24 protein-coding genes are annotated in these 22,411 nt (G+C 37.2%); 2 read left to right on the top strand and 22 right to left on the bottom strand.

Annotated features, from left to right (window positions below):
* Window positions 1–34: 34 nt before the first annotated feature.
* Window positions 35–1,138 (bottom strand): DNA-processing protein DprA, encoded by a 1,104-nt coding sequence (gene dprA, locus ACOH2D_RS04595; protein WP_449534498.1) that lies wholly within the window; start codon window positions 1,136–1,138, stop codon window positions 35–37.
* A gap of 103 nt (window positions 1,139–1,241) precedes the next feature.
* Here dprA and ACOH2D_RS04590 point away from each other — a divergent pair, with 103 nt between their 5' ends.
* Complete coding sequence (locus ACOH2D_RS04590; protein ID WP_449534497.1) at window positions 1,242–2,198, top strand: HU domain-containing protein; 957 nt, start codon at window positions 1,242–1,244, stop codon at window positions 2,196–2,198.
* Between the two features lie 279 nt (window positions 2,199–2,477).
* Window positions 2,478–2,987, top strand: coding sequence for an acyl-CoA thioesterase (locus tag ACOH2D_RS04585; protein WP_348036312.1), 510 nt, complete (start codon window positions 2,478–2,480; stop codon window positions 2,985–2,987).
* Window positions 2,988–3,224: 237 nt separating this feature from the next.
* Here ACOH2D_RS04585 and ACOH2D_RS04580 read toward each other — a convergent pair whose 3' ends face one another.
* The 21 genes from ACOH2D_RS04580 to ACOH2D_RS04480 form a co-directional block, all read right to left on the bottom strand.
* The gene (locus ACOH2D_RS04580; RefSeq protein WP_449534496.1) at window positions 3,225–4,448 is read right to left on the bottom strand and encodes a murein hydrolase activator EnvC family protein; all 1,224 of its coding nucleotides are present in this window, start codon (window positions 4,446–4,448) and stop codon (window positions 3,225–3,227) included.
* Entirely contained in the window at window positions 4,448–5,221 is a 774-nt protein-coding gene (gene lolB1 / locus ACOH2D_RS04575; protein WP_449534495.1) for a lipoprotein insertase outer membrane protein LolB1, read from the bottom strand. The genes ACOH2D_RS04580 and lolB1 overlap by 1 nt, the downstream gene beginning before the upstream one ends.
* Complete coding sequence (locus ACOH2D_RS04570) at window positions 5,221–6,579, bottom strand: tetratricopeptide repeat protein (protein WP_449534494.1); 1,359 nt, start codon at window positions 6,577–6,579, stop codon at window positions 5,221–5,223. The genes lolB1 and ACOH2D_RS04570 overlap by 1 nt, the downstream gene beginning before the upstream one ends.
* Before the next feature lie 169 nt (window positions 6,580–6,748).
* Complete coding sequence (locus ACOH2D_RS04565) at window positions 6,749–7,768, bottom strand: sugar phosphate nucleotidyltransferase (protein ID WP_449534493.1); 1,020 nt, start codon at window positions 7,766–7,768, stop codon at window positions 6,749–6,751.
* Between the two features lie 139 nt (window positions 7,769–7,907).
* Window positions 7,908–8,342 (bottom strand): dUTP diphosphatase, encoded by a 435-nt coding sequence (gene dut, locus ACOH2D_RS04560; RefSeq protein WP_348036307.1) that lies wholly within the window; start codon window positions 8,340–8,342, stop codon window positions 7,908–7,910.
* A gap of 138 nt (window positions 8,343–8,480) precedes the next feature.
* The gene (locus ACOH2D_RS04555) at window positions 8,481–9,908 is read right to left on the bottom strand and encodes a lipopolysaccharide biosynthesis protein (RefSeq protein ID WP_449534492.1); all 1,428 of its coding nucleotides are present in this window, start codon (window positions 9,906–9,908) and stop codon (window positions 8,481–8,483) included.
* 191 nt (window positions 9,909–10,099) lie between these two features.
* On the bottom strand, window positions 10,100–10,651 hold the full coding sequence (locus tag ACOH2D_RS04550; protein ID WP_348036305.1) for a hypothetical protein: 552 nt from the start codon (window positions 10,649–10,651) through the stop codon (window positions 10,100–10,102).
* Window positions 10,648–11,136, bottom strand: coding sequence for an RNA polymerase sigma factor (locus ACOH2D_RS04545; protein WP_348036304.1), 489 nt, complete (start codon window positions 11,134–11,136; stop codon window positions 10,648–10,650). The genes ACOH2D_RS04550 and ACOH2D_RS04545 overlap by 4 nt, the downstream gene beginning before the upstream one ends.
* Before the next feature lie 3 nt (window positions 11,137–11,139).
* Window positions 11,140–11,982, bottom strand: coding sequence for an alpha/beta fold hydrolase (locus ACOH2D_RS04540; protein ID WP_449534491.1), 843 nt, complete (start codon window positions 11,980–11,982; stop codon window positions 11,140–11,142).
* 138 nt (window positions 11,983–12,120) lie between these two features.
* Window positions 12,121–12,981 (bottom strand): ATP synthase F1 subunit gamma, encoded by an 861-nt coding sequence (gene atpG / locus ACOH2D_RS04535; protein WP_348036302.1) that lies wholly within the window; start codon window positions 12,979–12,981, stop codon window positions 12,121–12,123.
* 29 nt (window positions 12,982–13,010) lie between these two features.
* The gene (locus ACOH2D_RS04530; protein WP_449534490.1) at window positions 13,011–13,346 is read right to left on the bottom strand and encodes a four helix bundle protein; all 336 of its coding nucleotides are present in this window, start codon (window positions 13,344–13,346) and stop codon (window positions 13,011–13,013) included.
* Window positions 13,347–13,436: 90 nt separating this feature from the next.
* Window positions 13,437–15,017: a F0F1 ATP synthase subunit alpha gene (gene atpA, locus ACOH2D_RS04525; RefSeq protein ID WP_348034860.1), complete on the bottom strand. Its 1,581-nt coding sequence runs from the start codon at window positions 15,015–15,017 to the stop codon at window positions 13,437–13,439.
* Window positions 15,018–15,073: 56 nt separating this feature from the next.
* On the bottom strand, window positions 15,074–15,610 hold the full coding sequence (gene atpH, locus ACOH2D_RS04520) for an ATP synthase F1 subunit delta (RefSeq protein ID WP_348034861.1): 537 nt from the start codon (window positions 15,608–15,610) through the stop codon (window positions 15,074–15,076).
* Between the two features lie 69 nt (window positions 15,611–15,679).
* Window positions 15,680–16,174, bottom strand: a complete 495-nt coding sequence (locus ACOH2D_RS04515; protein WP_348034862.1) for a F0F1 ATP synthase subunit B — start codon at window positions 16,172–16,174, stop codon at window positions 15,680–15,682.
* Between the two features lie 81 nt (window positions 16,175–16,255).
* Window positions 16,256–16,462 (bottom strand): ATP synthase F0 subunit C, encoded by a 207-nt coding sequence (gene atpE / locus ACOH2D_RS04510; RefSeq protein ID WP_348034863.1) that lies wholly within the window; start codon window positions 16,460–16,462, stop codon window positions 16,256–16,258.
* Between the two features lie 20 nt (window positions 16,463–16,482).
* Window positions 16,483–17,565 carry a F0F1 ATP synthase subunit A gene (gene atpB, locus ACOH2D_RS04505; RefSeq protein ID WP_348034864.1) on the bottom strand — a complete coding sequence of 361 codons (1,083 nt, stop codon included), beginning with the start codon at window positions 17,563–17,565 and terminating at the stop codon, window positions 16,483–16,485.
* 100 nt (window positions 17,566–17,665) lie between these two features.
* Window positions 17,666–18,067 (bottom strand): hypothetical protein, encoded by a 402-nt coding sequence (locus ACOH2D_RS04500; RefSeq protein WP_348062856.1) that lies wholly within the window; start codon window positions 18,065–18,067, stop codon window positions 17,666–17,668.
* A gap of 152 nt (window positions 18,068–18,219) precedes the next feature.
* Window positions 18,220–18,453, bottom strand: coding sequence for an AtpZ/AtpI family protein (locus ACOH2D_RS04495; RefSeq protein WP_449534489.1), 234 nt, complete (start codon window positions 18,451–18,453; stop codon window positions 18,220–18,222).
* Entirely contained in the window at window positions 18,419–18,862 is a 444-nt protein-coding gene (locus ACOH2D_RS04490; protein WP_348034865.1) for a bactofilin family protein, read from the bottom strand. Before ACOH2D_RS04490 ends, ACOH2D_RS04495 begins: the two co-directional genes overlap by 35 nt.
* Before the next feature lie 12 nt (window positions 18,863–18,874).
* The gene (gene porW, locus ACOH2D_RS04485) at window positions 18,875–21,415 is read right to left on the bottom strand and encodes a type IX secretion system periplasmic lipoprotein PorW/SprE (protein WP_449534488.1); all 2,541 of its coding nucleotides are present in this window, start codon (window positions 21,413–21,415) and stop codon (window positions 18,875–18,877) included.
* A 286-nt stretch (window positions 21,416–21,701) separates the two neighbouring features.
* Window positions 21,702–22,409 carry an ABC transporter ATP-binding protein gene (locus ACOH2D_RS04480; protein ID WP_348062773.1) on the bottom strand — a complete coding sequence of 236 codons (708 nt, stop codon included), beginning with the start codon at window positions 22,407–22,409 and terminating at the stop codon, window positions 21,702–21,704.
* Between the last annotated feature and the right edge of the window lie 2 nt (window positions 22,410–22,411).

Here is a 22,411-nt window from a genome sequence, read left to right as displayed (position 1 = left end):
CTCTCAGGTTTTTAAAACCTGAGAGGTCTTCTGATTAGATGACCTCAAACAACTTCCCAGGAAGTGGCCTAATCACGCCTTTGAGTTCCATATTTAAAAGCACGCCCGCCACTTTAAAAATAGGCATGCTGCATTCTAAAGCAATGCTATCTAAAAGTTGAGGCTCCAGTGTCTTTAGAAAATTATAAATGATTTTTTCGTCATCTTCCAGTTCGACAAACAACTGCTTTTGAATGGCAGGCTTTTTATTCGTTTCCAATTCCCAATTCAAAATATAAGGCACATCCATAGGCGTAGATAACAAATGAGCCTTTTGATATTTGATCAAGTTATTGCAACCGGTACTTTGAGAATCCGTGGTTCTTCCAGGCACGGCAAAAACGTCTCTATTATAGGAATTCGCAATATCAGCAGTAACCAAGCTTCCTCCCCTTTCGGCCGATTCAATGACGATCGTCGCTTCGCTCACACCAGCAATGACACGGTTTCGTTTTAAAAAATTCTCGCGCTCCGGATTTGAAGTGCTCCAGAACTCGGTTAAGAAGCCACCGTTTTTTTCAATTTCCGCTACATATCTTTTGTGCACCTTCGGATATATTTGATTCAGACCGTGTGCCAAACAACCTACTGTTTGCAGATTGTGCTTTAATGCCGCTTTCTGAGCTGTAATATCGGTACCATAAGCAAATCCTGAAATAATCACAGGATTAAAAACGGCTAATTGTTCTATTAACTGTTCACAAAATGCCACGCCAGAAGACGTAATCTTTCGCGTACCCACAATACTGATGAGTCGTTGCTTTTTTAAATCCACTTGACCTGATTGAAATAAGAGAATCGGCCCGTCGATACAATGTTTTAATTTTTCAGGATAATTGCCGTCCATAAAATACAAACAAGTAATAGTATTCTCTTTTATAAATTTCAATTCAGCTTCGGCAGCCAACAAATGATTTTTGTTATAAACATCTTGCAACATACTGCTTCCAATGCCGTCGATTTGTAGGAGAAGATGTTTCTTTTCTTTCAACACCGCTTCCGCAGATCCGCAGTGGGCGATCAGCTTTTTGGCCGTAATGTCCCCTATTTTAGGTACATTTTGCAAGGCAAGAACATAAATTAAGTCCTGATCTGACATCTATCCGATTGATTTAGAGGGAAAACTGTCTAAACTTAAGCAATGTTAATAAATAGTAGGGGTTTAATTTCCACCAAAATCAAAAATTACTAACTTTGTTTCGATGCATATAGAAACTTACATAAGCGATTTACTCTACCGTTACGATTGCGTAACGATTCCGGAATTTGGTGCTTTTTTGACCAAACGTGTCTCTGCTACAATTGATGAAAGCAATCATACTTTTTTTCCGCCTAAAAAAGTGATTTCATTCAATGAGCAATTACAGCATAATGATGGCTTATTGGCCAGTTATATTGCCGACGCAGAAAAGATTCCTTATGAAATTGCTGTTCAGAAAATCAGCAAACAAGTCAAGTCGATCAAATCATTTTTGAACGAAGGCGAGACTTTAAGTTTTAGCTCCATTGGCGATTTAATATTAAATAGCGACGGAAAGATTCTTTTTGAACCGTCTAACAATAGCAATTTCTTAACGGAAGCTTTTGGACTTTCTGAATTTAAAGCTTCTAACGTTAATCGTGAAGTTTATAAACAGCAAGTAGAAACGCTAGAAGATATCATTCCTATCAGCATCACTCCTGAAAGACGAATTTCGAGAGACTCAACCACTGCAAGACCATATCTTAAATATGCTGCAGTAGCACTTATTGCGTTGACTGCTGGCGGTTTTGCCGTTTCAAACTATTATGGCAATCAAGTTGAAACTCATAACCAATTAGCTCAAGAAGCTGCTTCTGAACAATTGGATGCCAAAGTGCAAGAAGCCACTTTCGTTATTGAAAACCCATTACCAGCGGCAACCTTGAATGTTGAAAAACAACAAGGCAAATATCATATTATTGCTGGTGCTTATAGAGTTGAGGAAAACTCCAACTCCAAAGTTGAAGAACTACAAGCACTCGGATTTAAAGCTCGTAAAATAGGCGTCAATAAGTACGGATTGCATGAAGTGGTCTATTCTAGTTATGAAACCGGAAATGAAGCTCTAAATGCTTTGCGTGATATTCGTCAAAACTACAACAAGGAAGCTTGGTTGTTGGTAAGGGAGTTGGAATAATAGATTTTTGATTGTTGAATGTTGATTTCAGATTGCTGATTGATGCTTCTGAATTCATAATAGAAAGTCTACTCCTCACTTCAAAGAATTTTCTCGTTTTTTAATTCATTCCATTTGATAGAATGGTTCGTGTACTTGTTGAAAAACACTGACAACCATTAGCATATCAGAAACAACTATCGTTATATTTTTCAAGAACACTTTATCATTATTCGTGCATTCGTGGAAAAAAATCCCAAATCCAACCTATCTTTGCACCACAATTAAAAAACACAAGCAATGCAACCCAAACATCCCAATGATTCTGTCTGTATAATGACCGATTTGGTACTTCCAAGCGAAACCAATCCGCTTAATAATTTGTTTGGAGGGGAACTCTTGGCGCGTATGGACAGAGCAGCAAGTATTGCTGCCAGACGCCACAGCCGACGTATTGTTGTGACTGCTTCGGTTAATCACGTTGCGTTTAATAGAGTTATTCCTTTAGGAAGTGTGGTCACTGTGGAAGCAAAGGTTTCTAGAGCCTTTAAAACCTCTATGGAGGTATATATTGATGTTTGGATTGAAGACCGAGAATCTGGAGTAAGATCCTTGGCTAATGAAGCCATTTATACCTTTGTTGCTGTCGATGAAACTGGGCGCCCAACGCCTATCGACGAGATTGTTCCAGAAACTGATTTGGAAAAAGACCGTTTTAACGCGGCTTTACGACGCAAACAATTGAGTTTGGTATTGGCTGGGAAAATGAAGCCTCATGATGCTACGGAACTGAAGGCTTTGTTTGAGTAATGTAAGGCTTTGTTAAGAAGAATGGTTGGTGGAAAACACCAATAATGGTAAGTATTAGCCATTATATTATTAACTAGACTCTTAATGCCCTTAATTCCTTAATCTCTTTCTTAATGGTTATATTTTTTTTAAACCATGAAGGCATTAAGAAAATTAAGTCATGTGGATTGTTGGTGGAAAACACCAACAATGGCATAAAATGAAGTCACGCAACACAAAAGATTTGTTCCTACAAATTTATCTCACAATCCAAATGGACGGATCTTGAAACTTGGAGTCTCTATAAACAGAGAACCACAACATGCTTTCTCCAGTAGTTTGGTCGGTAAAAACCTCGCCGATATCTTGATTGGTAGTTACCTTATCGCCCTTGACGACATACACTTTTGAAAGATTTTTGTACACGGTAATGTAGTTACCATGCTGAATCAAAACCCAAGGATTTCCGGTTTTTGTACCTTGAACAGCCAACACTTCGCCATTAAATACGGCTCTTGCTTTCGCATTTTTATCGGTTGCAATACGAATACCACTACTGTTGATTTCAATAGTATTATCAATAGACGAGCGTTGCTTGCCGTACCTTACCTTGATCACTCCCGTGCGTACCGGCCAAGGCAATTTGCCTTTATTAGCCTCAAAACTCGCTTCCAATGCTCTGGCTTCTGGCGTCAACGCAAATCCTTTAGAAGTGGTTTCAGATTTCCCTGCTTTTTTATTAGATGCCGCAATGGCTTCTCTAATCAATTTTTCGATTTCGCGGTCAATACGATCAGCTTCCTGTTGTTTGGATTTTACCTGAGATGCATAAGCAGTCATGTTTTTTCTTACTGAAGCCACAAGTTTTTCATGCTCTTTGACATCGTCTTCCAACTTTTGCTTTGCCACTCGGTTTTCTTCCAACAATTTGTCCTTGTCCTTCTTCTGTTGGAGCAAAGTGGTATTCAATTGCTGAAGCTGTTCTGTTTTACGAGTGATTTCCTCGCCTTGCTCCTTTTGGTAGTCTGTATATTGCCGAATGTACTGAAGTCGCTTGTAAGCCTGTTTAAAATTCTCAGACGAGAGCAAAAACATGACACGACTTTGTTCTGATTTGCTTTTATAGGATTTGACCACCATAGCAGCGTAATCTTCCTTTAAATATTTCAATTGATCGCGCAGAGTGCTAATCTGTTTTTGGTTGGTATTGATTTCCCTTGTTAATAAATTAGCTTGGTCATTCGTGACTTTGATGAGATTTTTACGCACATTAACCTTATAGTTCAAATCTTCAACCGTAGAGATTATGGTCTTTTCCTCTTGTTTTTTAGAAGCAATCAGGTTGTTGATTTGCCGGATTTCGGAGAGTATGGATTGACGCCTGGCCTCCAACTCCTGCTGCTTCTTGCTTTGTGCATTCAAAGCGAAGGTGCACAAGCTAAAAAGTAAGATCAATCGGAATATATTAGGTTGGTAGCGCATTATTCAAGTTCAATTTCTTTATATCCGGACGGAATGCTAAATGGAAAACGAACCTCACCATTTAAAGTTATCGCTTTAAAATCGAGGTCAATAATGATTTCATTATTTTTTTCCAATGCAATAATACGAATGTTTTCAGGAAAAATTTGCTTGCTTACCTCTTGATATTTCTTGTAATCTATCTGAAGCATTCGTTTTTCTGAAGGTTGAAACAACTGTTGGGAATCCAATTTGAAAAACCCGGGATTGATCAAAAAGAACAATTCAAATAAAGCACGTTGATCCTTAGGTTGCAATACATAGGATTCTTCATTGGGAACCATGACATAAGTGTCATCTTTTAAATTAAAAATAGGTTCTGCGAGAAGGATATTCTGTATTTTTTCAAAGTTAATATCAGTGCCTAAAATTTTTGTCAACAATGAAAAATCGCCATCAAAATACTGATTGTTGAGCTTTTCATAAAACCGAACACTGTCCTGCGTAATCATCAAACGTGCTAATCCCAATGGCGCACTCATCCAAATGACTTTATCCTTTTCAATTCTTAAATTTACGGTAGCACCATTGCTGGAATTTCCCTCCGTATAATCTACACGCACTTTGGCTTGCAAGGTTTTAAAGCGCACATCTTGTTTGCTATTTTCTCTGATAATCTGTTTTGCGGTCATGCTCTTGTCAATTTCCGCACCGGAAGTTAAAGTTTTGGTAGATCTACAGCCCACGCTCAAACTCAATACAAGTAGTAATACACTTAGTTTATAAAGTCTCATTAATTTTGTTTTGTTAAAGCAGCTGCCTTTTTTGCAAACGTTTCTGATTTTGAATTATTATTAGTGAGCTTATAGGCAACACTGAGTTGGACATAAAAATCGGCTTGCATTTTTGGGTCATCAATAATATAATCCAAGCCTGTTTCTAAACTTTCAATCGCCTTTTTTCCCTGTTTTAACTTATTATGGGCTACGCCTTTTATCAGATATAAAATAGGTTGTGCCGGAAATAAGTCCAAGGCTTGCTGGCTTTTTGCAATCGCTTTTTCATCCTGATTTAAATCGATTTGAAGCAAAAGCACATCTTTAATAACTGCAAAGTTGTTCGGCTCTAATTTTAAAGACTCTTCAAAATACATTAAGGCCTTTTCTTTGTCTTCAACCTTTAGATAATATTGTGCCAATTCAACCAAGGTTTGAAAGCTTTTATTCCCATCTACCATCGCTGTGATATCGATAAGGTCCTTTTCATATTCTGGATGTTTGGAAACAAAAATGATAAAGTCATTGAGCACTTTGGTTTTGGCATCTACATTGATCTCTGGAGCCAACAAAGCTGTTTTCATTGAAGCAATAGCATTCTCAGTTTCATTTTTATTTAAATAGAACTTGTACAATGCCAAATGCACCAATTTAGAGTCTGGCTGCACCTTCAATAATTTTTGAGCAATTTCAAATGCCTTTTCGGTTTCACCGGTTTCGCTGTATCTGTATATAAGCGTCAGATAATTAGTTTCGTTTTCAGGATTTTTATTGAGACGTTCCACTAAGTTTTCAATGCGATCTTCATCACGCCCCGTAATATTGTACACTTGATTTCTCAAATAATCTCGGTCCGCACTAATTCCAAACTCTTTGTCAAGTTCATCCAACAACTTTAAAGCACTCTTATAATCTTTGCTTTTGATGTATAAAGATGCCAAATCCTGTCTGTAATCGGGATGGTACTTGACTAATTGCTGGACAGTTTTTATTGCTTTTTTGGTATCGCCTTGTTGATTATAGACTTCATAAAGCTCATCCAAAAACCATTCGTTATCAGGTTCTTTGGAAACGGCTTTCTTTAGAGCTTCCTCGGCCGCGCCAAAATTTTTGAGCTTGTTATAATTCTTGCCCAATTCAAAATATATTACTGGTTTGTCATCCAGTTTTTTGCATTTTAAAAGTTCATCAATGGCACGTTGGTAATTTTCAATGCCTTGTTGCTTTAAAGCTTCAAAAAAGTGTTCTTGGAACTGGTCTTCAACATTCCCTAGGTCGTCTGTTGGTTTTTGGTTGAAATCAACTTGGGCATAAGTGGTTTGCGGAATGTATAACATTCCTAAAATAAGGATTAATATGTGGAATTTATGTTTCATTTTTTTGACAAGGATGCACTAATGTTTTTTGATGGATTGATTTGGGTTGATTGAACTTAATTTTAAAATTGAATTTTATTTGACCTAATTAACTTCTTTGGAGCTAAAAGTTTCTGGCTAATTCGACGAATTGGCTTTTCAACCTGAGACTCCTGCCTTCGCAGGAGTTTTAGCTTAAAACAGAATAATCCCCAATACTAACCGTCTTAAAATTGCCATCATACTCCACATGATTCCCAATCATGGCATCATCTAAATCAGCATTTTTTATGGTGCTGTGTGTTTGGATCAAACTGTTTTTAATGGTTGAATCTGAAATCGTGCAATGGTTACCAATAGATACATTTGGGCCTATGGTCGCATTTTTAAGGACGACATTTTCGCCAATAAAACACGGTTCAATAATCCTTGAATTATCAAAAGTCACTGAAGTCGCAATCATTTGTTCTTCGCCATCGGCTTGCAAAAACCCTAACATTCTAGTGTTGGTTTCCACAGTAACCGCTTTATTTCCGCAATCCATCCACTCTTCGACTTCGCCTGTTTTAAAGATTTTGCCTTTGGCCATCATGCCTTTAATACCATCATTGATTTGATATTCGCCACCATGAATGATGTTGTTATCCAATACATGTTGTAACTCCTGTTTAAGAACGCTCACATCCTTGAAGTAGTATATCCCGATAACAGCCAAATCGCTCACAAAATCCTTTGGCTTTTCTACCAGCTCGACGATTTCTTTTTTGTCGTTTAATTTAACCACGCCATAAGCTTCTGGATGGTCTACTTGTTTCACCCAAATCACGGCATCTGCGCTCGGATCGAGATTAAAATCAGCTCTAATCAGGGTGTCGGCATACGCAATTACCGCCGGTCCTGAAAGTGAGTCTTTCGCACACATAATGGCATGACCCGTACCCAAAGGTCGATCTTGACGGTAGATAGAAGCTTTGGCGCCTAATCCTGTAGCCAAATCCTTCAAACTCTCAACCACATCATCTCCAAAGAATGCTGGATCGCCCAAAATAAAAGCGATTTCTTCGATAGGCTGAGCTAATACCTTGGCGATATCTTTAACCAAACGATGCACAATAGGTTGTCCTGCCACTGGAATCAGTGGTTTTGGAACTGTTAAGGTGTGTGGGCGCAAACGTGAACCACGTCCTGCCATTGGTACGATTATTTTCATTGAAAATCTTTATTTTCATTTCCGCGAAGGCGGAAATCTTTTTATTATAAATATTTCACTCCATTTTCTCCTTAAAAATGAGCAATTACTTTCCTATATTTCTATTATTGCTCCCTTCCTTTGGGAGGATTGGGTGGAATTACTTATTCCCAGTACTCCCAAATCCGCCTTCACCACGCACTGTGTCAGAAAGGTTTTCTACCGAAAGCCATTCCGCGCGTTCGTGTTTGGCAATGATCAATTGTGCGATGCGTTCGCCGTTGACGACTTCGAAATCTTCATTGGACAAATTGACCAAGATGACGCCAATTTCACCGCGATAATCGGCATCAATGGTTCCTGGAGCATTCAAAACGGTAATTCCTTTTTTGGCTGCAAGTCCGCTGCGTGGTCTTACCTGTGCTTCATATCCGATAGGAAGTTCAATAAATAAACCTGTCCCTACAATGCTGCGCTCTAAAGGCTTTAAGATTCTTGATTCAGATAAGTTAGCCCGTAAATCCATTCCTGCCGAAGCTATGGTTTCATAGTTCGGTAAGTCGTGATTCGATGTGTTGATGATTTTGATTGTCATAATTATTTTTTTGCCACGAATTCACGAATGATTGTATATACAGTTCGAGGGATTCGTGTGATTTAATTTTTATTTTATAGATCTTAATAAAATCCTTTCAGGTTTTGAAACCGATGCGTCGGGGCTGAGAGGTTTTGGCTATTTTCTAGTTAATTGTTTGATTTCATTCTTTTCAAGTAGGAAAACTATCCCTAAAAATACTAAAACTAATAGAGTACTCACATAGTAATTTTCATTAAACCCGTAATAAGAGAGTGCAGAAATTAACGTTGCCAAACCAAGATAGCTACCAATCCGATTTATATCATAAGGCACTGGATAATATTTTCTACCCATTTGATAAGACATCAGCATCATGGCTCCATAAGCAATTAATGTCGCCCATGCAGATGCCATGAAGCCTATTTTGGGGATCATGATGTAATTAAAAGCAATGGTTATCACAGCTCCAACTATTGAAATATACATTCCATATCGCGTTTTGTCGGTGAGCTTATACCAAATACCCAAATTAAAATAGATGCCTAAAAAAAGGTTTGCTAAAAGTACTATTGGGATGATATCAATCGCAATCCAATAAGATGGATCTCTTACAATGAGCTCTTTAAAAATGTTGATATAGGCAACGGTAAAAACAAACATTAAACTCCCACAAATCACAAAATATTTCATGATTCTCGCATAGGTTTCTTTAGCATTTAATTCTTTCGCATGATTAAAAAAGAAAGGTTCTGCACCAAGTCGAAATGCTTGAATAAAAATAGTCATAAAAACCGCAATTTTGTAACACCCACTATAAGCGCCATTAATCGATTTCCCTAACATTTCTGGCAACAACCATTTATCGAAATTCTCGTTGATCACATAGGCCAAACCTGCTACCATAATTGGCCATCCATATTTTAGCATTTCTTTAAAAATGTCCACACTGAATTGGAGCTTTGTCTTAAAGAAATAGGGCGATAATAGTAACAAGGTGGTAATGCTTGCTAAAAGGTTTGCAATAAAAATATATTGCACGAGATCATTCGGGTTGTATCCCGGAAATTCAATACCAAATTCGGGAATGGCCCATAAAAAAAAGTAATTCAGAATTACATAAACTACAATATTTGACAGTTTAATGGCGGTAAACTTTATCGGTCGGCCCGTCGCTCTTAAATAGGCGAAAGGCGCTACCACCAGAGCATCCAATACCAACACTCCGATCAATAGGTTAAAATAGGTTTGCTTCAAATTGACCAGAATAGCCAATTGCTCATTAAACATCAGAACCAGTCCTAAAAACACTAACGTTGACACCGTAAGACTGATCAGGGTGGTCGAAAACACTTTATCTTTTTCTTTACTCAGATTAAAAAACCTAAAAAAAGCGGTTTCCATTCCGTACGTAAGCAGCACGTTAAAAAATGCCGCATAGACATAAAACTCGGTGTTATCAGAATAACTTGAGGTTACTAATTTCCCAGTGTGAAGTGGCACTAAAATAAAATTCATGAGTCTGGGCAAAACGGTCGCCAAACCATAAATTATTGTGTCCTTAAAAAAGGTTTTTATCGTACCCAAGCTTCAAAAATTGAGTCGCAAAATTACTGTTTTAAAATCCTAATTACAAGTGATGCCATACGGTCATTTACTTTGATACTTCAGATGGTTATAGGCTTCCATTTCAATAATTCTTTTAATTTTAAAAAAGTTCCCTTCTCACGATTTGAAAGACAGGGAAAACATTCTTAAGTGCGACCTCAAGCTTTCAATTAGGTTATCTTTTTTAAGATGCCCAATTCTTTTTTTATTTCCCTCCCAATGAAAAACCCTATTATAAACAATAGTACTATTGCCGACACCCAAACATAGGTGTAAAAGCCTTTGGAGAGGCTTTGTTTAAACGAAGGTAGCAATAAGTAGAAACCAACCGCGTAAAAGAAGATAATGATGGGCGTTGCGATATAATGCGTTTTGAGACGGGCTTTATAATACGCAATCATATCCGCTTTAAAAGCTATAGCATCTTTTGTGACATTGAGCTTCTTAAGATTTCGAATACTAAAATATTCAATAGACACTCTGATTAAAAGAGTGCCAATCATTAATAATAAGCCCACGGTTACCACCATGTACTTATAGGCATTGATATAAAAGAAAAAGCCTATCAAAACCAATACTGTGGTTAAAAGAACACGATTGGTGATGCGGTGTTTACTCTGAAGAAAATCAATCTTCTTTAAAACTAACTTAGAGCCATCTTTTGGGGTTTCTGGAAGGGCTTGCTCTTGCCATTGTGATTTCAAATCGTCGAATGTTTTCATAATTTAACACATTTAATCAATTCATTTTTTATTCTGTGGATTCTTACTCTAATGGTTTCATGGCTTAATCCCATGATATCGGCAATCTCTTTTTGAGGCAACCCTTCCAGTTCGAGTAAGATGATACTTTTGTTTTCCGTTTTCAATTTACTGATGCATTGATGCATTTGTTTTAACTGAACTTCGCGATGATCTGTAAAATTAGTTTCGGTGTGTTCCAAATGGCTTAAATGAGGTTCAATGGCAACTGATTTCTTATTACGAAGTTCAAGCAAACAACAATTGACTGTAATTCTATAGATCCATGTTGAAATGCTCGATTCGTTCCTAAAAGATGCTAAGTTTTCCCAAACCTTTATAAAAACTTCCTGTGCCAAATCTTTTGATAATGCCTCATCACCATTGGTGTAACCTTGGCAAATCCGAAATACAACGGAATAATTTGCATTATAAATCTCTTCAAACTTTGACACTTGTAGCTTCATTTTTTATTTAAGTTCTTCGATGATGTTGGCTAATAGCCATTCTGGTTGATCAAACATGATAAAATGTGCCGATTCATCGGCGAATTTGATAGAGTACTTGTCAAGGTTTTTATATTGATCTTCATAAGTCTTTTTTACGTTTTCCTTGCCGTATGGTTGAGTGGCAGCCAAAATTGTCACTGGAACTTTGATTTGAGCGAGCACTTTACGTAAGTCTAATTTAAGTAAATCGGTGTATCCGTAAACATAGGTTTCACGATCAGTGTTTAAGATCCATGATTTAAGCAATTCATGCTTCTCCTTATTTAAGGCCATTCCAAGGACCATTTGGTCCGCCATGAGTTCAAAGCTTTTAGCGTCCATGTCCAAAAGTGTTTGATTAAAAGGATTATCATAAACGATGGCTTCACTATTGAAATCAGGCATCATTAAGGCACCTGTTGAAGCCAACGCATCCACCACAATGATTTTATTGAAATCGAAAGTCGATTCAGAAGCCAACCATAATCCCAAAGCGCCACCTAAACTGTGACCCACAATCGTCGCCTTTTGTAAAGTCTTCTTTGTAATGTATTGGGAGATTTCTTCTTTTATTTTTGGCAACCACGGTTTCTCAATTGGCGGAACATTTCCAAAACCAGCAAAAGTAAAGACATGACATTCATTCGTTTTAGATAATTCCAAAACGAGATCGTCCCAAACTTCGCCGGGACATGTAAAACCAGGAAAAAACAATAGAGGTTCACCTTTTCCCGAAACCTTGACCTCAAAAGCCTTATTTTGAGCGGATAATGACAAACTGATCACGCTAATAGTGATCCAAACAATGCATCTAATAATGTTCATAATGTATATTTTTAATGATTCTTTCCCTTTAGATACAAAACCGTAAAAATGTTACACAAAAAAACCCAACTCGTTAAAGTTGGGTTTGGTTTTTTGATATAGAACCTTCAAAAATCTCCAGTTAAATACTTTTTATATTTAATTATTAAGCGCTTCTGCTCCACCAACAATCTCTAGGATTTCGTTAGTAATAGAGGCTTGACGTGCTTTGTTATAAGTTAATTTCAATTCGTCTCTCAATTCTGTTGCGTTGTCTGTTGCTTTATGCATCGCAGTCATACGTGCACCATGTTCAGACGCAAAGGAGTCTCTAATGGCCTTATACAGCTGTGTTTTCAAAGACTTTGGAATCAACTGCTCAACGATTTCAATTTTTGAGGGTTCAAAGATGTAGTCCAATTGAATATCTTCATCTTTTTCCATCGGAACAATTGGTAAAAATTGTTCGGTCATGATTTCTTGAGTGGCAGCATTCTTAAATTTGTTATACACCAAAACAATTTTATCTGATTGATTTTGTGTAAAACTATCCATTAAGAACTGAGCTATCTCCGCTACATTATCAAAAGTCAAATCATCATAAATTTCACTTCTGTTGGCAATCACTCTGTTGCTTTTATTAAAAGCGTCATTCGACTTTTTTCCTATTGCTAAAATAGAGACTTCCTTACCAGCATATTCTTCTTTTATCAACCGATTCGTCTCTTTGATAATATTAGAGTTGAATGCTCCTGCCAAACCTCTGTTGGAAGTGATGGATACCAACAAAACTTTATTTACAACGCGTTGGTCTGCAAATTTACTTCCAGCATCTGCATCTAAAGTTGCGCTCAAGCTTTGTAATAAATCCGTTAATTTATCAGCATACGGACGCATTGCAGTAATAGCATCTTGAGCCCTCTTTAACTTTGCAGCAGATACCATTTTCATGGCACTGGTAATCTGCATCGTTGAAGACACCGATGTAATTCTGTTACGTATTTCTTTTAAGTTTGCCATTTTTCAAGTTATGAGTTATGAGTGCAGAGTTATGAGTTTTTAATGATTGCAACTAAAATTCTAATTAGCTCTTCACACTTATCCTTAAGGTCCTTTGGTACGTCTCTTCCTGTTGCTTCAAGAATTTTTAACCAATATTTGGTCTCGTCAGCCTCTTTAAGGGCAATTCCAAATTTATTTTTAAAGTCCTTTGTGCTTACCCCTCTTTGTGCTTCCCTTGTATTCGCTCCAATACTTGTTCCACTCTTTAAAATTTGAGATGCTAACTCAAAGTCCTTATTCTTTTTTAAAATATCACTAAAATGTACAATCTCACATGCAAATTGAAAACTTTTAATTCGAATTGGACTGTTATCTAATGACAATCTATGTAACTATAAGTTTCGAGTTCAATGTTATGAGTTTTAAGAATGTTGTCACTCTGAACTTATAACTCTGAACTCTTAACTATATTTTTATTTTCTATACTTCGCAGACATATCTTTAGCTACTGCTTCCAATGTATCTGTAATCTCATCAGTTAATTTACCTGCTTTTAATGCTGCAAGGGTATCGCTGTGCTTAGCTCTTAAGAATTCTAGATAATCACGTTCAAATTCCTTTACTTTCTCAACAGGAACATCTCTCAACAAGTTTTTAGATCCTGCATAAATAATAGCAACTTGATCTTCAACCGTAAATGGATCGTTTTGAGCTTGTTTCAAGATCTCAACGTTACGTTTTCCTTTGTTGATGATGTTTAAAGTAACGGCATCCAAGTCAGAACCAAACTTCGCGAAAGCTTCTAGCTCACGGTATTGTGCTTGGTCTAATTTTAAGGTTCCAGCTACTTTTTTCATCGATTTAATCTGTGCGTTACCACCTACACGAGATACCGAAATACCAACGTTAATTGCTGGACGAACACCAGAGTTAAACAAGTCACCATCCAAGAAAATCTGTCCGTCAGTAATCGAAATTACGTTGGTTGGGATATAGGCGGATACGTCACCTGCTTGTGTTTCGATAATTGGCAATGCGGTTAATGATCCACCACCTTTTACGATTGGTTTCAAAACGTCTGGTAAATCGTTCATTTCTCTAGCAATCGCATCGTTATTGATGATTTTTGCAGAACGCTCCAATAATCTTGAGTGAAGGTAGAAAACGTCACCAGGATACGCCTCACGTCCCGGTGGACGACGTAACAATAATGAAATCTCACGGTAAGCTACTGCCTGTTTCGATAAGTCATCAAAAACAATTAATGCAGGACGACCAGTATCTCTAAAATACTCACCAATTGCAGCACCAGCAAACGGCGCATACACTTGCATTGCAGCAGGGTCAGAAGCGTTGGCGGCAACGATAGTTGTGTAAGCCATTGCTCCTTTTTCTTCTAATGTTTTTGCAATTAAAGCAACCGTTGACGCTTTTTGTCCAACAGCTACATATATACAATATACAGGTTCACCTGCATCAAAAAATTCTTTTTGATTGATAATGGTATCGATACAAACTGCTGTTTTACCAGTTTGACGGTCACCAATAACCAACTCACGTTGTCCTCTACCTACAGGAATCATCGCATCAATAGATTTGATACCTGTTTGTAACGGTTCTGTTACTGGTTGACGGTAGATAACACCTGGTGCTTTACGCTCCAATGGCATTTCATAAAGCGTTCCACCAATTGGACCTTTGCCATCAATTGGTTCTCCTAAAGTATTTACAACACGTCCAACGATCTCTTCACCTACTTTAAGGGAAGCAATACGCTCGGTACGTTTTACGATTGAACCTTCGCTGATTCCGACAGAAGGGCCTAACAATACAACACCTACGTTATCTTCTTCAAGATTCAAAACGATGCCTTCAAGACCATCTGCAAATTCAACTAACTCACCGTATTGAACGTTTGATAAGCCGTAAACACGTGCAATACCATCTCCAACAGTTAATACTGTCCCTACTTCGTCCAATGAAGCGCTAGCTTCAAAACCTGACAATTGTTGCTTTAAGATTGCTGAAATTTCAGCTGGTTTTACTTCTGCCATTTTCTATTAGATATTAGAGGTTAGAATATAGATGCTAGACATCCGGATCCAACTCTTTAGTTTAATGTAAATTCTCTTTTTAACTTCTGTAATTTATTCGAAATACTTGCATCGTACTGAATATCGCCAACTCGTAAAATAAATCCACCTAATATAGATTCATCAACAACGCTTACTATTTCAGCATCTTTTCCGGTCAACTCTTTTACTTTAGCCAACACTTTTGATTTAAGATCATCTGATAAGGCTACTGCAGTAGTGACGGTTGCCACTTGCCTACCTTGACTTTCATTAAATAACTCAGTATATTTTTGTGCAACTTCACCCAAAATGTTGATGCGTTTGTTTTGGATCAAGGTATTAATCAAATTGACGCTCAGTTGGTTTAAATCTGTAAAAACAGCCAACAAAGCCGATTTTTTTATTGTAGAAGGCACTACAGCACTTAAAAGCATGTCTTTTAATTCAGTGCTTGCTGCCACAGCATTGGCAATTGACTTCATATCAACATTTACAACCTCTGCCGAGTTTTGGTGTTTAGCAAGGTCTAAAACTGCTTTTGAGTATCGTATTGCTGCTCTTGTTTGTGCCATTTTATAGATATTAACGTTAGATGTTTAGACGGTTAATGTCATCACTATCTAAATTTGATCTTAATTAATTTAATTTAAAGTTGCTTCACTCAGCATAGACTCTACAAGTTGTAATTGTTTGTCCTTGCTACCCAATTCTTGACGTACTACTTTTTCAGCAATTTCAATAGATAAGTTCGCAACATGATTTTTAAGTTCAGCCAAGGCCGATCTTTTTTCATTTTCAATTGCTTCTTGAGCTTGGGCAATTATTTTGGAGGCTTGATCTTGCGCTTCTTCTTTAGCATCACTCACCATCTTATTTTTAATTTCCCGTGCATCTTTTAACATTGCTTCGCGCTCAGCACGTGCTTCATTAAGGATACGCTCATTATCTGCCTTAAGGTTTTCCATTTCCCTACGCGCATTGTCAGCTGCTTTTAAAGCATTTTTGATGCCGTTTTCACGTTCATCAATTGCGCCCAAAATTGGTTTCCATGCGAATTTTTTCAAGATGACCAAAAGAATGAAAAAAGTAATGAGTGACCAAAAAACAAGTCCTAACCCTGGTGTAATTAAATCCATTTATAATAGGTTTTAGTTTTAATAATTTAAATTTAAAATACAGAGGCAACCAACCGTTACCTCTGCACTTTGTAATCCTAATTAAACGATTAACGACGCAACAACACCAAAAAGTGCTACTGCCTCTACGAAAGCTGCTAAGATAAGCGCTGAAGTTTGAAGTTTTCCTTGGATTTCCGGTTGACGAGCCATAGCGTTCATAGCTGACTCACCGATTTTACCAATTCCCAATCCAGCTCCAATTACTGCGATACCAGCTCCGATTGCTGCAATTCCTGTAATAGTCATAATATAAAAAATTAAATTAATTAATGATTGTCTTCTGCGGTTGCCGTTCCAATATATAAGGCGGACAACACGGTAAATATATATGCTTGAATTGCAACAACTACAATTTCTATGATCATGATGAATAATGAGAATCCTACCGATACGGGAGCAATAAACTCACTTTTGAAAATAAACACTAGGGACATTAACGATAAGATAATAATATGTCCCGCCGTGATATTTGCGAACAAACGTATGGTTAAAGAGAATGGTTTTACAAACATTCCAATAATCTCAATAGGCATTAAAAATATTTTCATTGGCACAGGAACTCCAGGCATCCAGAAAATATGTTTCCAGTAATTTTTGTTTCCACTAAAAAGGGTAATGACGAATGTGAACAAGGCTAACGACAAGGTAAATGCGATATTACCACTCACGTTGGCACCGTTTAAAATTGGAATCAATCCAAAAATATTATTGATCCAGATAAAGAAAAACACACTCAATAAAAATGGCATGTATTTTTTATATTTATCTTCACCAATCATTGGAATGGCAACCTCATCTCTGATAAAAATGATAAGCGGCTCCATAAAGGAAGCAATACCACTTGGAACAAGGCTATTAGTTTTTTTGTACTTACGGGCTGAAGAAATAAATATCAATAATAGAACCAGAACCGAAACCCACATCATAAAGACGTTTTTAGTAATGGAGAAGTCCAAGGGCAATGAAGCGTTTGTAGGATGTTGCTCTTCATTAAAAGCAAGAGCATCTACACCAGCGTTCAGTTGATAAATTTTTTCATGATATTTAACGAAGCGCCCACCGTTTTTTTCAACAATCTGCGATCCCGAATCGTCATGTTGAAATTCGCTGGACATGAAAGTTGTTAATCCATTATCAGTGAAAAGAATGATTGGAAGAGGAATTGTAATGGGCTCGTTATTCCAGTCTACAATATGAAACTCATGCCCATCCTTGACGTGGTGCATGATCATCTCTTTGGCATTGAACGGCTTATCTTGGTCATCGTTATCTTGAGTTGCAAATCCAAAATTGGAGATAGCAACAGAAAAAACTAAAAATAATACGGCTCTTAAAGTGTTTAATGTCATTATGAATAGCTTAAAAATACCTTGCTCTAAATTCCGTGCAAATGTACATACATTATGTCAATTGTCAAATACTTTTTTACCATTATTAATGGTATGGTTTTCAAGATGATTTCTGAAGGAATCTAGTTATTGCATAGACCTCAAAACTCAAGTATAAAAAATAAGGGATAAAAAAGTTAAAAACATCGGGTTGTTTTTTCTCTAAGTCGGATAGAATTAAAGGTAACAGAAACAAAATGGAAAGAAACATCTTCAAGAATGTACTCCCCATAAATAATACGAAAATATCGGTTTGACCTACTGAGAATCTATAGTTTATGACCGTATATAATAAAGTGGTCACGCCAAAATGAAACACATAAATCTGCCATACGGGGAAAAACAATTTCAATTCCGTTCCGAAATAGGAAAGTATATAACTATGAATGCCATACACCACTAAACTTAGAACCGTGATAAGAAGTAAAAAATTAATTTGTCTTTTTTTGAAATCTGCAGTCATTAAAAATGAAAAATTTAATGGATTTTATTTATTTTGTTAATACTCTTTCCACCTCCTCTTGTCAGTAAAGACTTATTTCCTTTCGGAATAATGTCAGCCTCTGTAAAAAAAGCTTGATAATGAGAGCATATTTTCTCAATTAATAAAGATCCTTATTTATCGTCTTTTGAATTTGCAATAATACGTCTTATTACAAAAACAACGGCAAGAATTGTGGAACACAAAGACAATATTATAGTCCACAAATTATTTTTGTTGCCATAATATTCGTCAATCTTAACTCCAATAAAGCTGCCGATTCCTATAATAGCAAACATTTGAAATGCTATTGACGAATATTTGGCATAACTATTAAGCGAATTCTCCTTTTTTGGTGACTGTTCCATTGGTTTGCGATGGTTTTAAACTACCATTAATGTCAGTGCCTTTATGAGCACCTTTCATCATACAGCTCGCATTGAAAGTAGCGCCTGGTTCCACGGCAAATTTACCAACTTCAACTTCGCCTTCAACATGAGCTGAAGCTTTTAACGAAAGCGTGTCTGTAAGAATTAGCTTTCCGGCGAATTTACCTTCAATATCCGCATTGGCAGCATGAAGTGTTCCGTTGATTATGCCCGTTTTTCCAAGCACCACTTTACCAGGGGTTTTAACATTGCCTAGTATGGTGCCTTCAACTCTAAAGTCGCCATCGCTAATGATATCTCCTGTAATAGTGGTGCCTTTAGCAATGGTATTTTGCTGATTAATGACATCTGAAATTAATTTACCTTTTTTTGGTTTTTCTGAAAACATAATTCTGGTTGTTTATTGTGTTTGTAGGTAGTCTTTGAGGTTTTTATGTCGTTGCACAATTTCATAATTGGTTGATGAAATCGCAATATAAGGTCGTGTAATGTTTACTTTTCGCTCTTGAAGCAAATCGGCAAACCCAATGGCGCCTTCAATACTTTTTAAGCCATGCACCACCACAAAGATGGTGTTTTTATCATAAATATCTTTAGAAACACTTAAATCATAGTATCTAATTTTGACAACCTCATCCCTCAATTTATTTAAAAACGCATCGACCTCTTCACTGGTAGCATTTTCAAATTCATAGATCACATTAAATTTTGAGCCCATATTATGGTCCTTAAAAGTTTTTGCAGATAATGCCGGAATGACATTTTGCATGATGTCCTGAGCGCGTTTGCCTTCTTCAGAATTTGGATAATTTAAAGCGATAAAATTGATCGTCTCTTTATAGGCCTCAAAACCGTATAAACGCGCATTTGCAGCCGCTTTTAAAAACTCGAACTTAGGCACAATTGGATCGCCGTTAAATTCAAGAATGTACTTCTCACTCTGATCGATAACGTCTTGAAAATTTTGAGCTTCATAGCTTGTGTAAGTGCGTTCATAAACACTTTCAGGACTGTTTTCATCCTTGGAGATTCCTGATTTTGGATTCAAAAGAATAGCGGCATATCTCGAGTCTGGATTATTTTTGATGATATCCTGCTTCATCTGTTCTGCCGCATTGGTTTCACCCAACAGGACATAAATGCCATACAAATTGTATTTGGTAGGCACTATTAATCGCTCTTCGGGATTGTTATCCAATACCGCTTGGAGCTTCTTTTTTGCAAGTTCGTATTCGTTAAACTTTTCTTTATAAATAACTCCCAATTGATAATAGGCGTGATTTCTATCCTTAATGATGCTGTCAATGACTTTTGGATCGGTCGGGATTTTTGAAACATAAAACTCCGGATCGTAGCGCTCCTCTTCTGAAACATCAGCAGATAACGTATTGTCTTGGACTACAAACTCATTGCTTCGCGTGCTCGATAGTCTCCAATTATCTTTAAGCGAACGGTCTCCCCAAATTTTTCGAAATTCGCTTTTCCCATAGGCTACCGTCGTGGGATTATAAAAATAAAAAGATTGTTTAGCGCTGTTTCCCGGGGGAGTGATACCTGCACTACGTGAAAAGTTTCCGGCAGCATTTTGATTATTATCAACAGCAACTACACCCGCACTGGCTTTACGCTCTGCAATTTCCTCTTGCTCCTTTAAAGCTTTGGCTTTTGCCTTTAAACTATCGATATAAGCTGAAAAAATGGCCAGTCTATCGGCTTCAGATGCATTCACCAAATTCAGAATACTATCGTTCACGTGAGCGATACCTTCATAGTGAATCACATCTTCCAAATTCTCTCTTTTTCTTTTGATGGTTCTGAAAGGTTTTGAGTCCACCACCAAATTGGTCATCGTACTGTCATAATAAGCGCCAGCAATTTTATATTCAGAGTTGTCAAAACTCATATCTCCCAAAGTCATGTAATCCAAGGCGCGTAATTGTTTATCGCTTGAGGACGCTCGTAATGATTTCTTATAATAAACAACGGCTAGAGAATCCCGATCGGAAGCTCTATTGAATTCAGCGATACGGTAATAAATCTTGTCCAAAAACGGTCGATTTTCACGGTTTCTCTCCAAGTCAGTCAAGTATTCTTCAAAGGCTAACACATCTCCTGTTTCCAGATCAAAATTTGCCGCTTTGGCTAAATGCGCATTGATATAATAAGCGCGTGGCACTTTACGGTGTAAAGCGATAACTTTATCAAACGCGATGTTGGCACTGTCTTTATAACCAAACTCGTTGTACAGTTGACCTCTTATATAATTAAAACGTGCTTTTTCGTTGTTTTTCTTAGTGAAGGCAGCGGCAATTGCCAGTTGCGTCAAGGCACTATCCTTAGCTTTAATATTGATATAAGCCTGTGCCAAAGCGGCAGTGGCATCAGCCATGTCCTGATTGCTCAATCGCTCTTGAGTAAATAATCGCTTTAAATTTTTTATAGCAAGCTCATTATTTTCCAGGCGAATATTCGTTTTTTCACGCCATATTTTTGCCTTATTGATTTTATCACTTGCAGGATATTTGTACAGAATATAATTGAAGGCTTCCAAAGCAGGAATAAAGCGCTGATCGAAGTAGCGCGCTTGACCAAGTAGCAGATACGCTTCATCAATTTGAGGATTATACTCCCTTCCTTTGATGTTCATGCCATGTTTTTGAACCGCCTTGATTGCTTTTTCTTCAGCGCGTTCAAAATCAGAGTTTTTAGATTGTCCAGGAAGCGTAAAATCATCCAAGGTCTCCATACGTTCAATAGGAAGTAATTTCCAATAGTTATCCGTAAACGCATCATCCACAGTTGCTCTTCCATTTTCTAAAGCAATGTTTCCATTATAGAGAATGTTGTATTCCGTGCCCAAAGCATGAAAGTTTCTATTAATGAACGTATCCTTCTTTCGCGAGCAACTCGTGACTATAAGTGCCGCAAAAAAAACGAACATTATGGATTTAGAAAAGCTACGCAACAGGAGTTGTATTTGGTTCATATGATAACTAAGAATAGCTACAAAAAGTATGTAATGGCGTAAAAATAAGCATCTTTTTGAATTATTCGGGGAAAAGCAGTGGACTTTTCGATTATGGCTTTTTGGCTCGCAGAGACGCTAAGCCACAAAGCTAATAAGAGCTTTCAGGTTTTAAAAACCTGAAAGGTCTGCCTAGCCAATTATGGGATTCCTCCTCCGTCGGGATGACAAATCGCACGTAATTTTGAGAATAAAATGATAATTATGCCACTTCTGAACCTGCAAAATGCGCCTCCAGTTCTTTCAAGGTGGCAGCGCTCGTAGCCAAATCCTTGATCACGATTCCTTTTTCCAAAACAACGATGCGCTCACATACTTCCGTGACGTGTATTAAATCATGACTCGAGACCAAAACCGTGACGCCTTGTTTTTCTGCGAGGTCTTTGATGATTTGTTTTAAACGGATTTGAGTAGTAGGATCTAAATTGGCAAAAGGTTCATCTAAAATGATGACTTCTGGATTTCCAATGAGTGCTGCAACAATGCCGACTTTCTTCTGGTTCCCTTTACTTAAATCACGTAGATATTTCTTTTGATTTAATATTTCGCCATGGAAAAAATCTTCAAATTGTTCTAATAAGACATTTACAGCCGCCTTATTTTGACCACGCAACTCGCCAATAAAATAGAAATACTCCTCTGGCGTCAAATAGCCAATTAAAAAGGTTTCATCAATGAAGGCTGAAGTATACGGTTTCCAGTCTTCACTTTCATTGACTTTAATCTCTTTACTTTTGATATATCCAGTGGTAGGCTGGATTAAATCCAATAACAAACTGAAAAAAGTGGTTTTTCCTGCGCCATTATTGCCCACCAATCCAAAACTTTGACCTTTTGGAATCTCCAGGTTTTCAATGTTCAATACGGGATCTGCGTTATATTTTTTTGATAAATTGGATACTGTTATCATAA

It is taken from the genome of Gelidibacter sp., from assembly GCF_053579655.1.
The sequence above is the reverse complement of the archived record's forward strand: the minus strand, read 5'-3'. Positions and strand labels throughout refer to the sequence as shown.

Bases quoted from the DNA above. Each gene is read 5' to 3' on its own strand.
- ACOH2D_RS04590 (WP_449534497.1), top strand. From the start codon at position 1,242: ATGCATATAGAAACTTACATAAGCGATTTACTCTACCGTTACGATTGC.
- atpA (WP_348034860.1), bottom strand. From the start codon at position 15,017: ATGGCAGAAGTAAAACCAGCTGAAATTTCAGCAATCTTAAAGCAACAA.
- dprA (WP_449534498.1), bottom strand. From the start codon at position 1,138: ATGTCAGATCAGGACTTAATTTATGTTCTTGCCTTGCAAAATGTACCT.
- dut (WP_348036307.1), bottom strand. From the start codon at position 8,342: ATGACAATCAAAATCATCAACACATCGAATCACGACTTACCGAACTAT.
- ACOH2D_RS04490 (WP_348034865.1), bottom strand. From the start codon at position 18,862: ATGTTTTCAGAAAAACCAAAAAAAGGTAAATTAATTTCAGATGTCATT.
- ACOH2D_RS04550 (WP_348036305.1), bottom strand. From the start codon at position 10,651: ATGAAAACATTCGACGATTTGAAATCACAATGGCAAGAGCAAGCCCTT.
- ACOH2D_RS04565 (WP_449534493.1), bottom strand. From the start codon at position 7,768: ATGAAAATAATCGTACCAATGGCAGGACGTGGTTCACGTTTGCGCCCA.
- atpG (WP_348036302.1), bottom strand. From the start codon at position 12,981: ATGGCAAACTTAAAAGAAATACGTAACAGAATTACATCGGTGTCTTCA.
- ACOH2D_RS04580 (WP_449534496.1), bottom strand. From the start codon at position 4,448: ATGCGCTACCAACCTAATATATTCCGATTGATCTTACTTTTTAGCTTG.
- atpH (WP_348034861.1), bottom strand. From the start codon at position 15,610: ATGGCACAAACAAGAGCAGCAATACGATACTCAAAAGCAGTTTTAGAC.
- ACOH2D_RS04585 (WP_348036312.1), top strand. From the start codon at position 2,478: ATGCAACCCAAACATCCCAATGATTCTGTCTGTATAATGACCGATTTG.
- atpE (WP_348034863.1), bottom strand. From the start codon at position 16,462: ATGACTATTACAGGAATTGCAGCAATCGGAGCTGGTATCGCAGTAATT.
- ACOH2D_RS04480 (WP_348062773.1), bottom strand. From the start codon at position 22,409: ATGATAACAGTATCCAATTTATCAAAAAAATATAACGCAGATCCCGTA.
- atpB (WP_348034864.1), bottom strand. From the start codon at position 17,565: ATGACATTAAACACTTTAAGAGCCGTATTATTTTTAGTTTTTTCTGTT.
- ACOH2D_RS04515 (WP_348034862.1), bottom strand. From the start codon at position 16,174: ATGGATTTAATTACACCAGGGTTAGGACTTGTTTTTTGGTCACTCATT.
- ACOH2D_RS04495 (WP_449534489.1), bottom strand. From the start codon at position 18,453: ATGGAACAGTCACCAAAAAAGGAGAATTCGCTTAATAGTTATGCCAAA.
- ACOH2D_RS04570 (WP_449534494.1), bottom strand. From the start codon at position 6,579: ATGAAACATAAATTCCACATATTAATCCTTATTTTAGGAATGTTATAC.
- lolB1 (WP_449534495.1), bottom strand. From the start codon at position 5,221: ATGAGACTTTATAAACTAAGTGTATTACTACTTGTATTGAGTTTGAGC.
- ACOH2D_RS04545 (WP_348036304.1), bottom strand. From the start codon at position 11,136: ATGAAGCTACAAGTGTCAAAGTTTGAAGAGATTTATAATGCAAATTAT.
- ACOH2D_RS04500 (WP_348062856.1), bottom strand. From the start codon at position 18,067: ATGACTGCAGATTTCAAAAAAAGACAAATTAATTTTTTACTTCTTATC.
- porW (WP_449534488.1), bottom strand. From the start codon at position 21,415: ATGTTCGTTTTTTTTGCGGCACTTATAGTCACGAGTTGCTCGCGAAAG.
- ACOH2D_RS04540 (WP_449534491.1), bottom strand. From the start codon at position 11,982: ATGAACATTATTAGATGCATTGTTTGGATCACTATTAGCGTGATCAGT.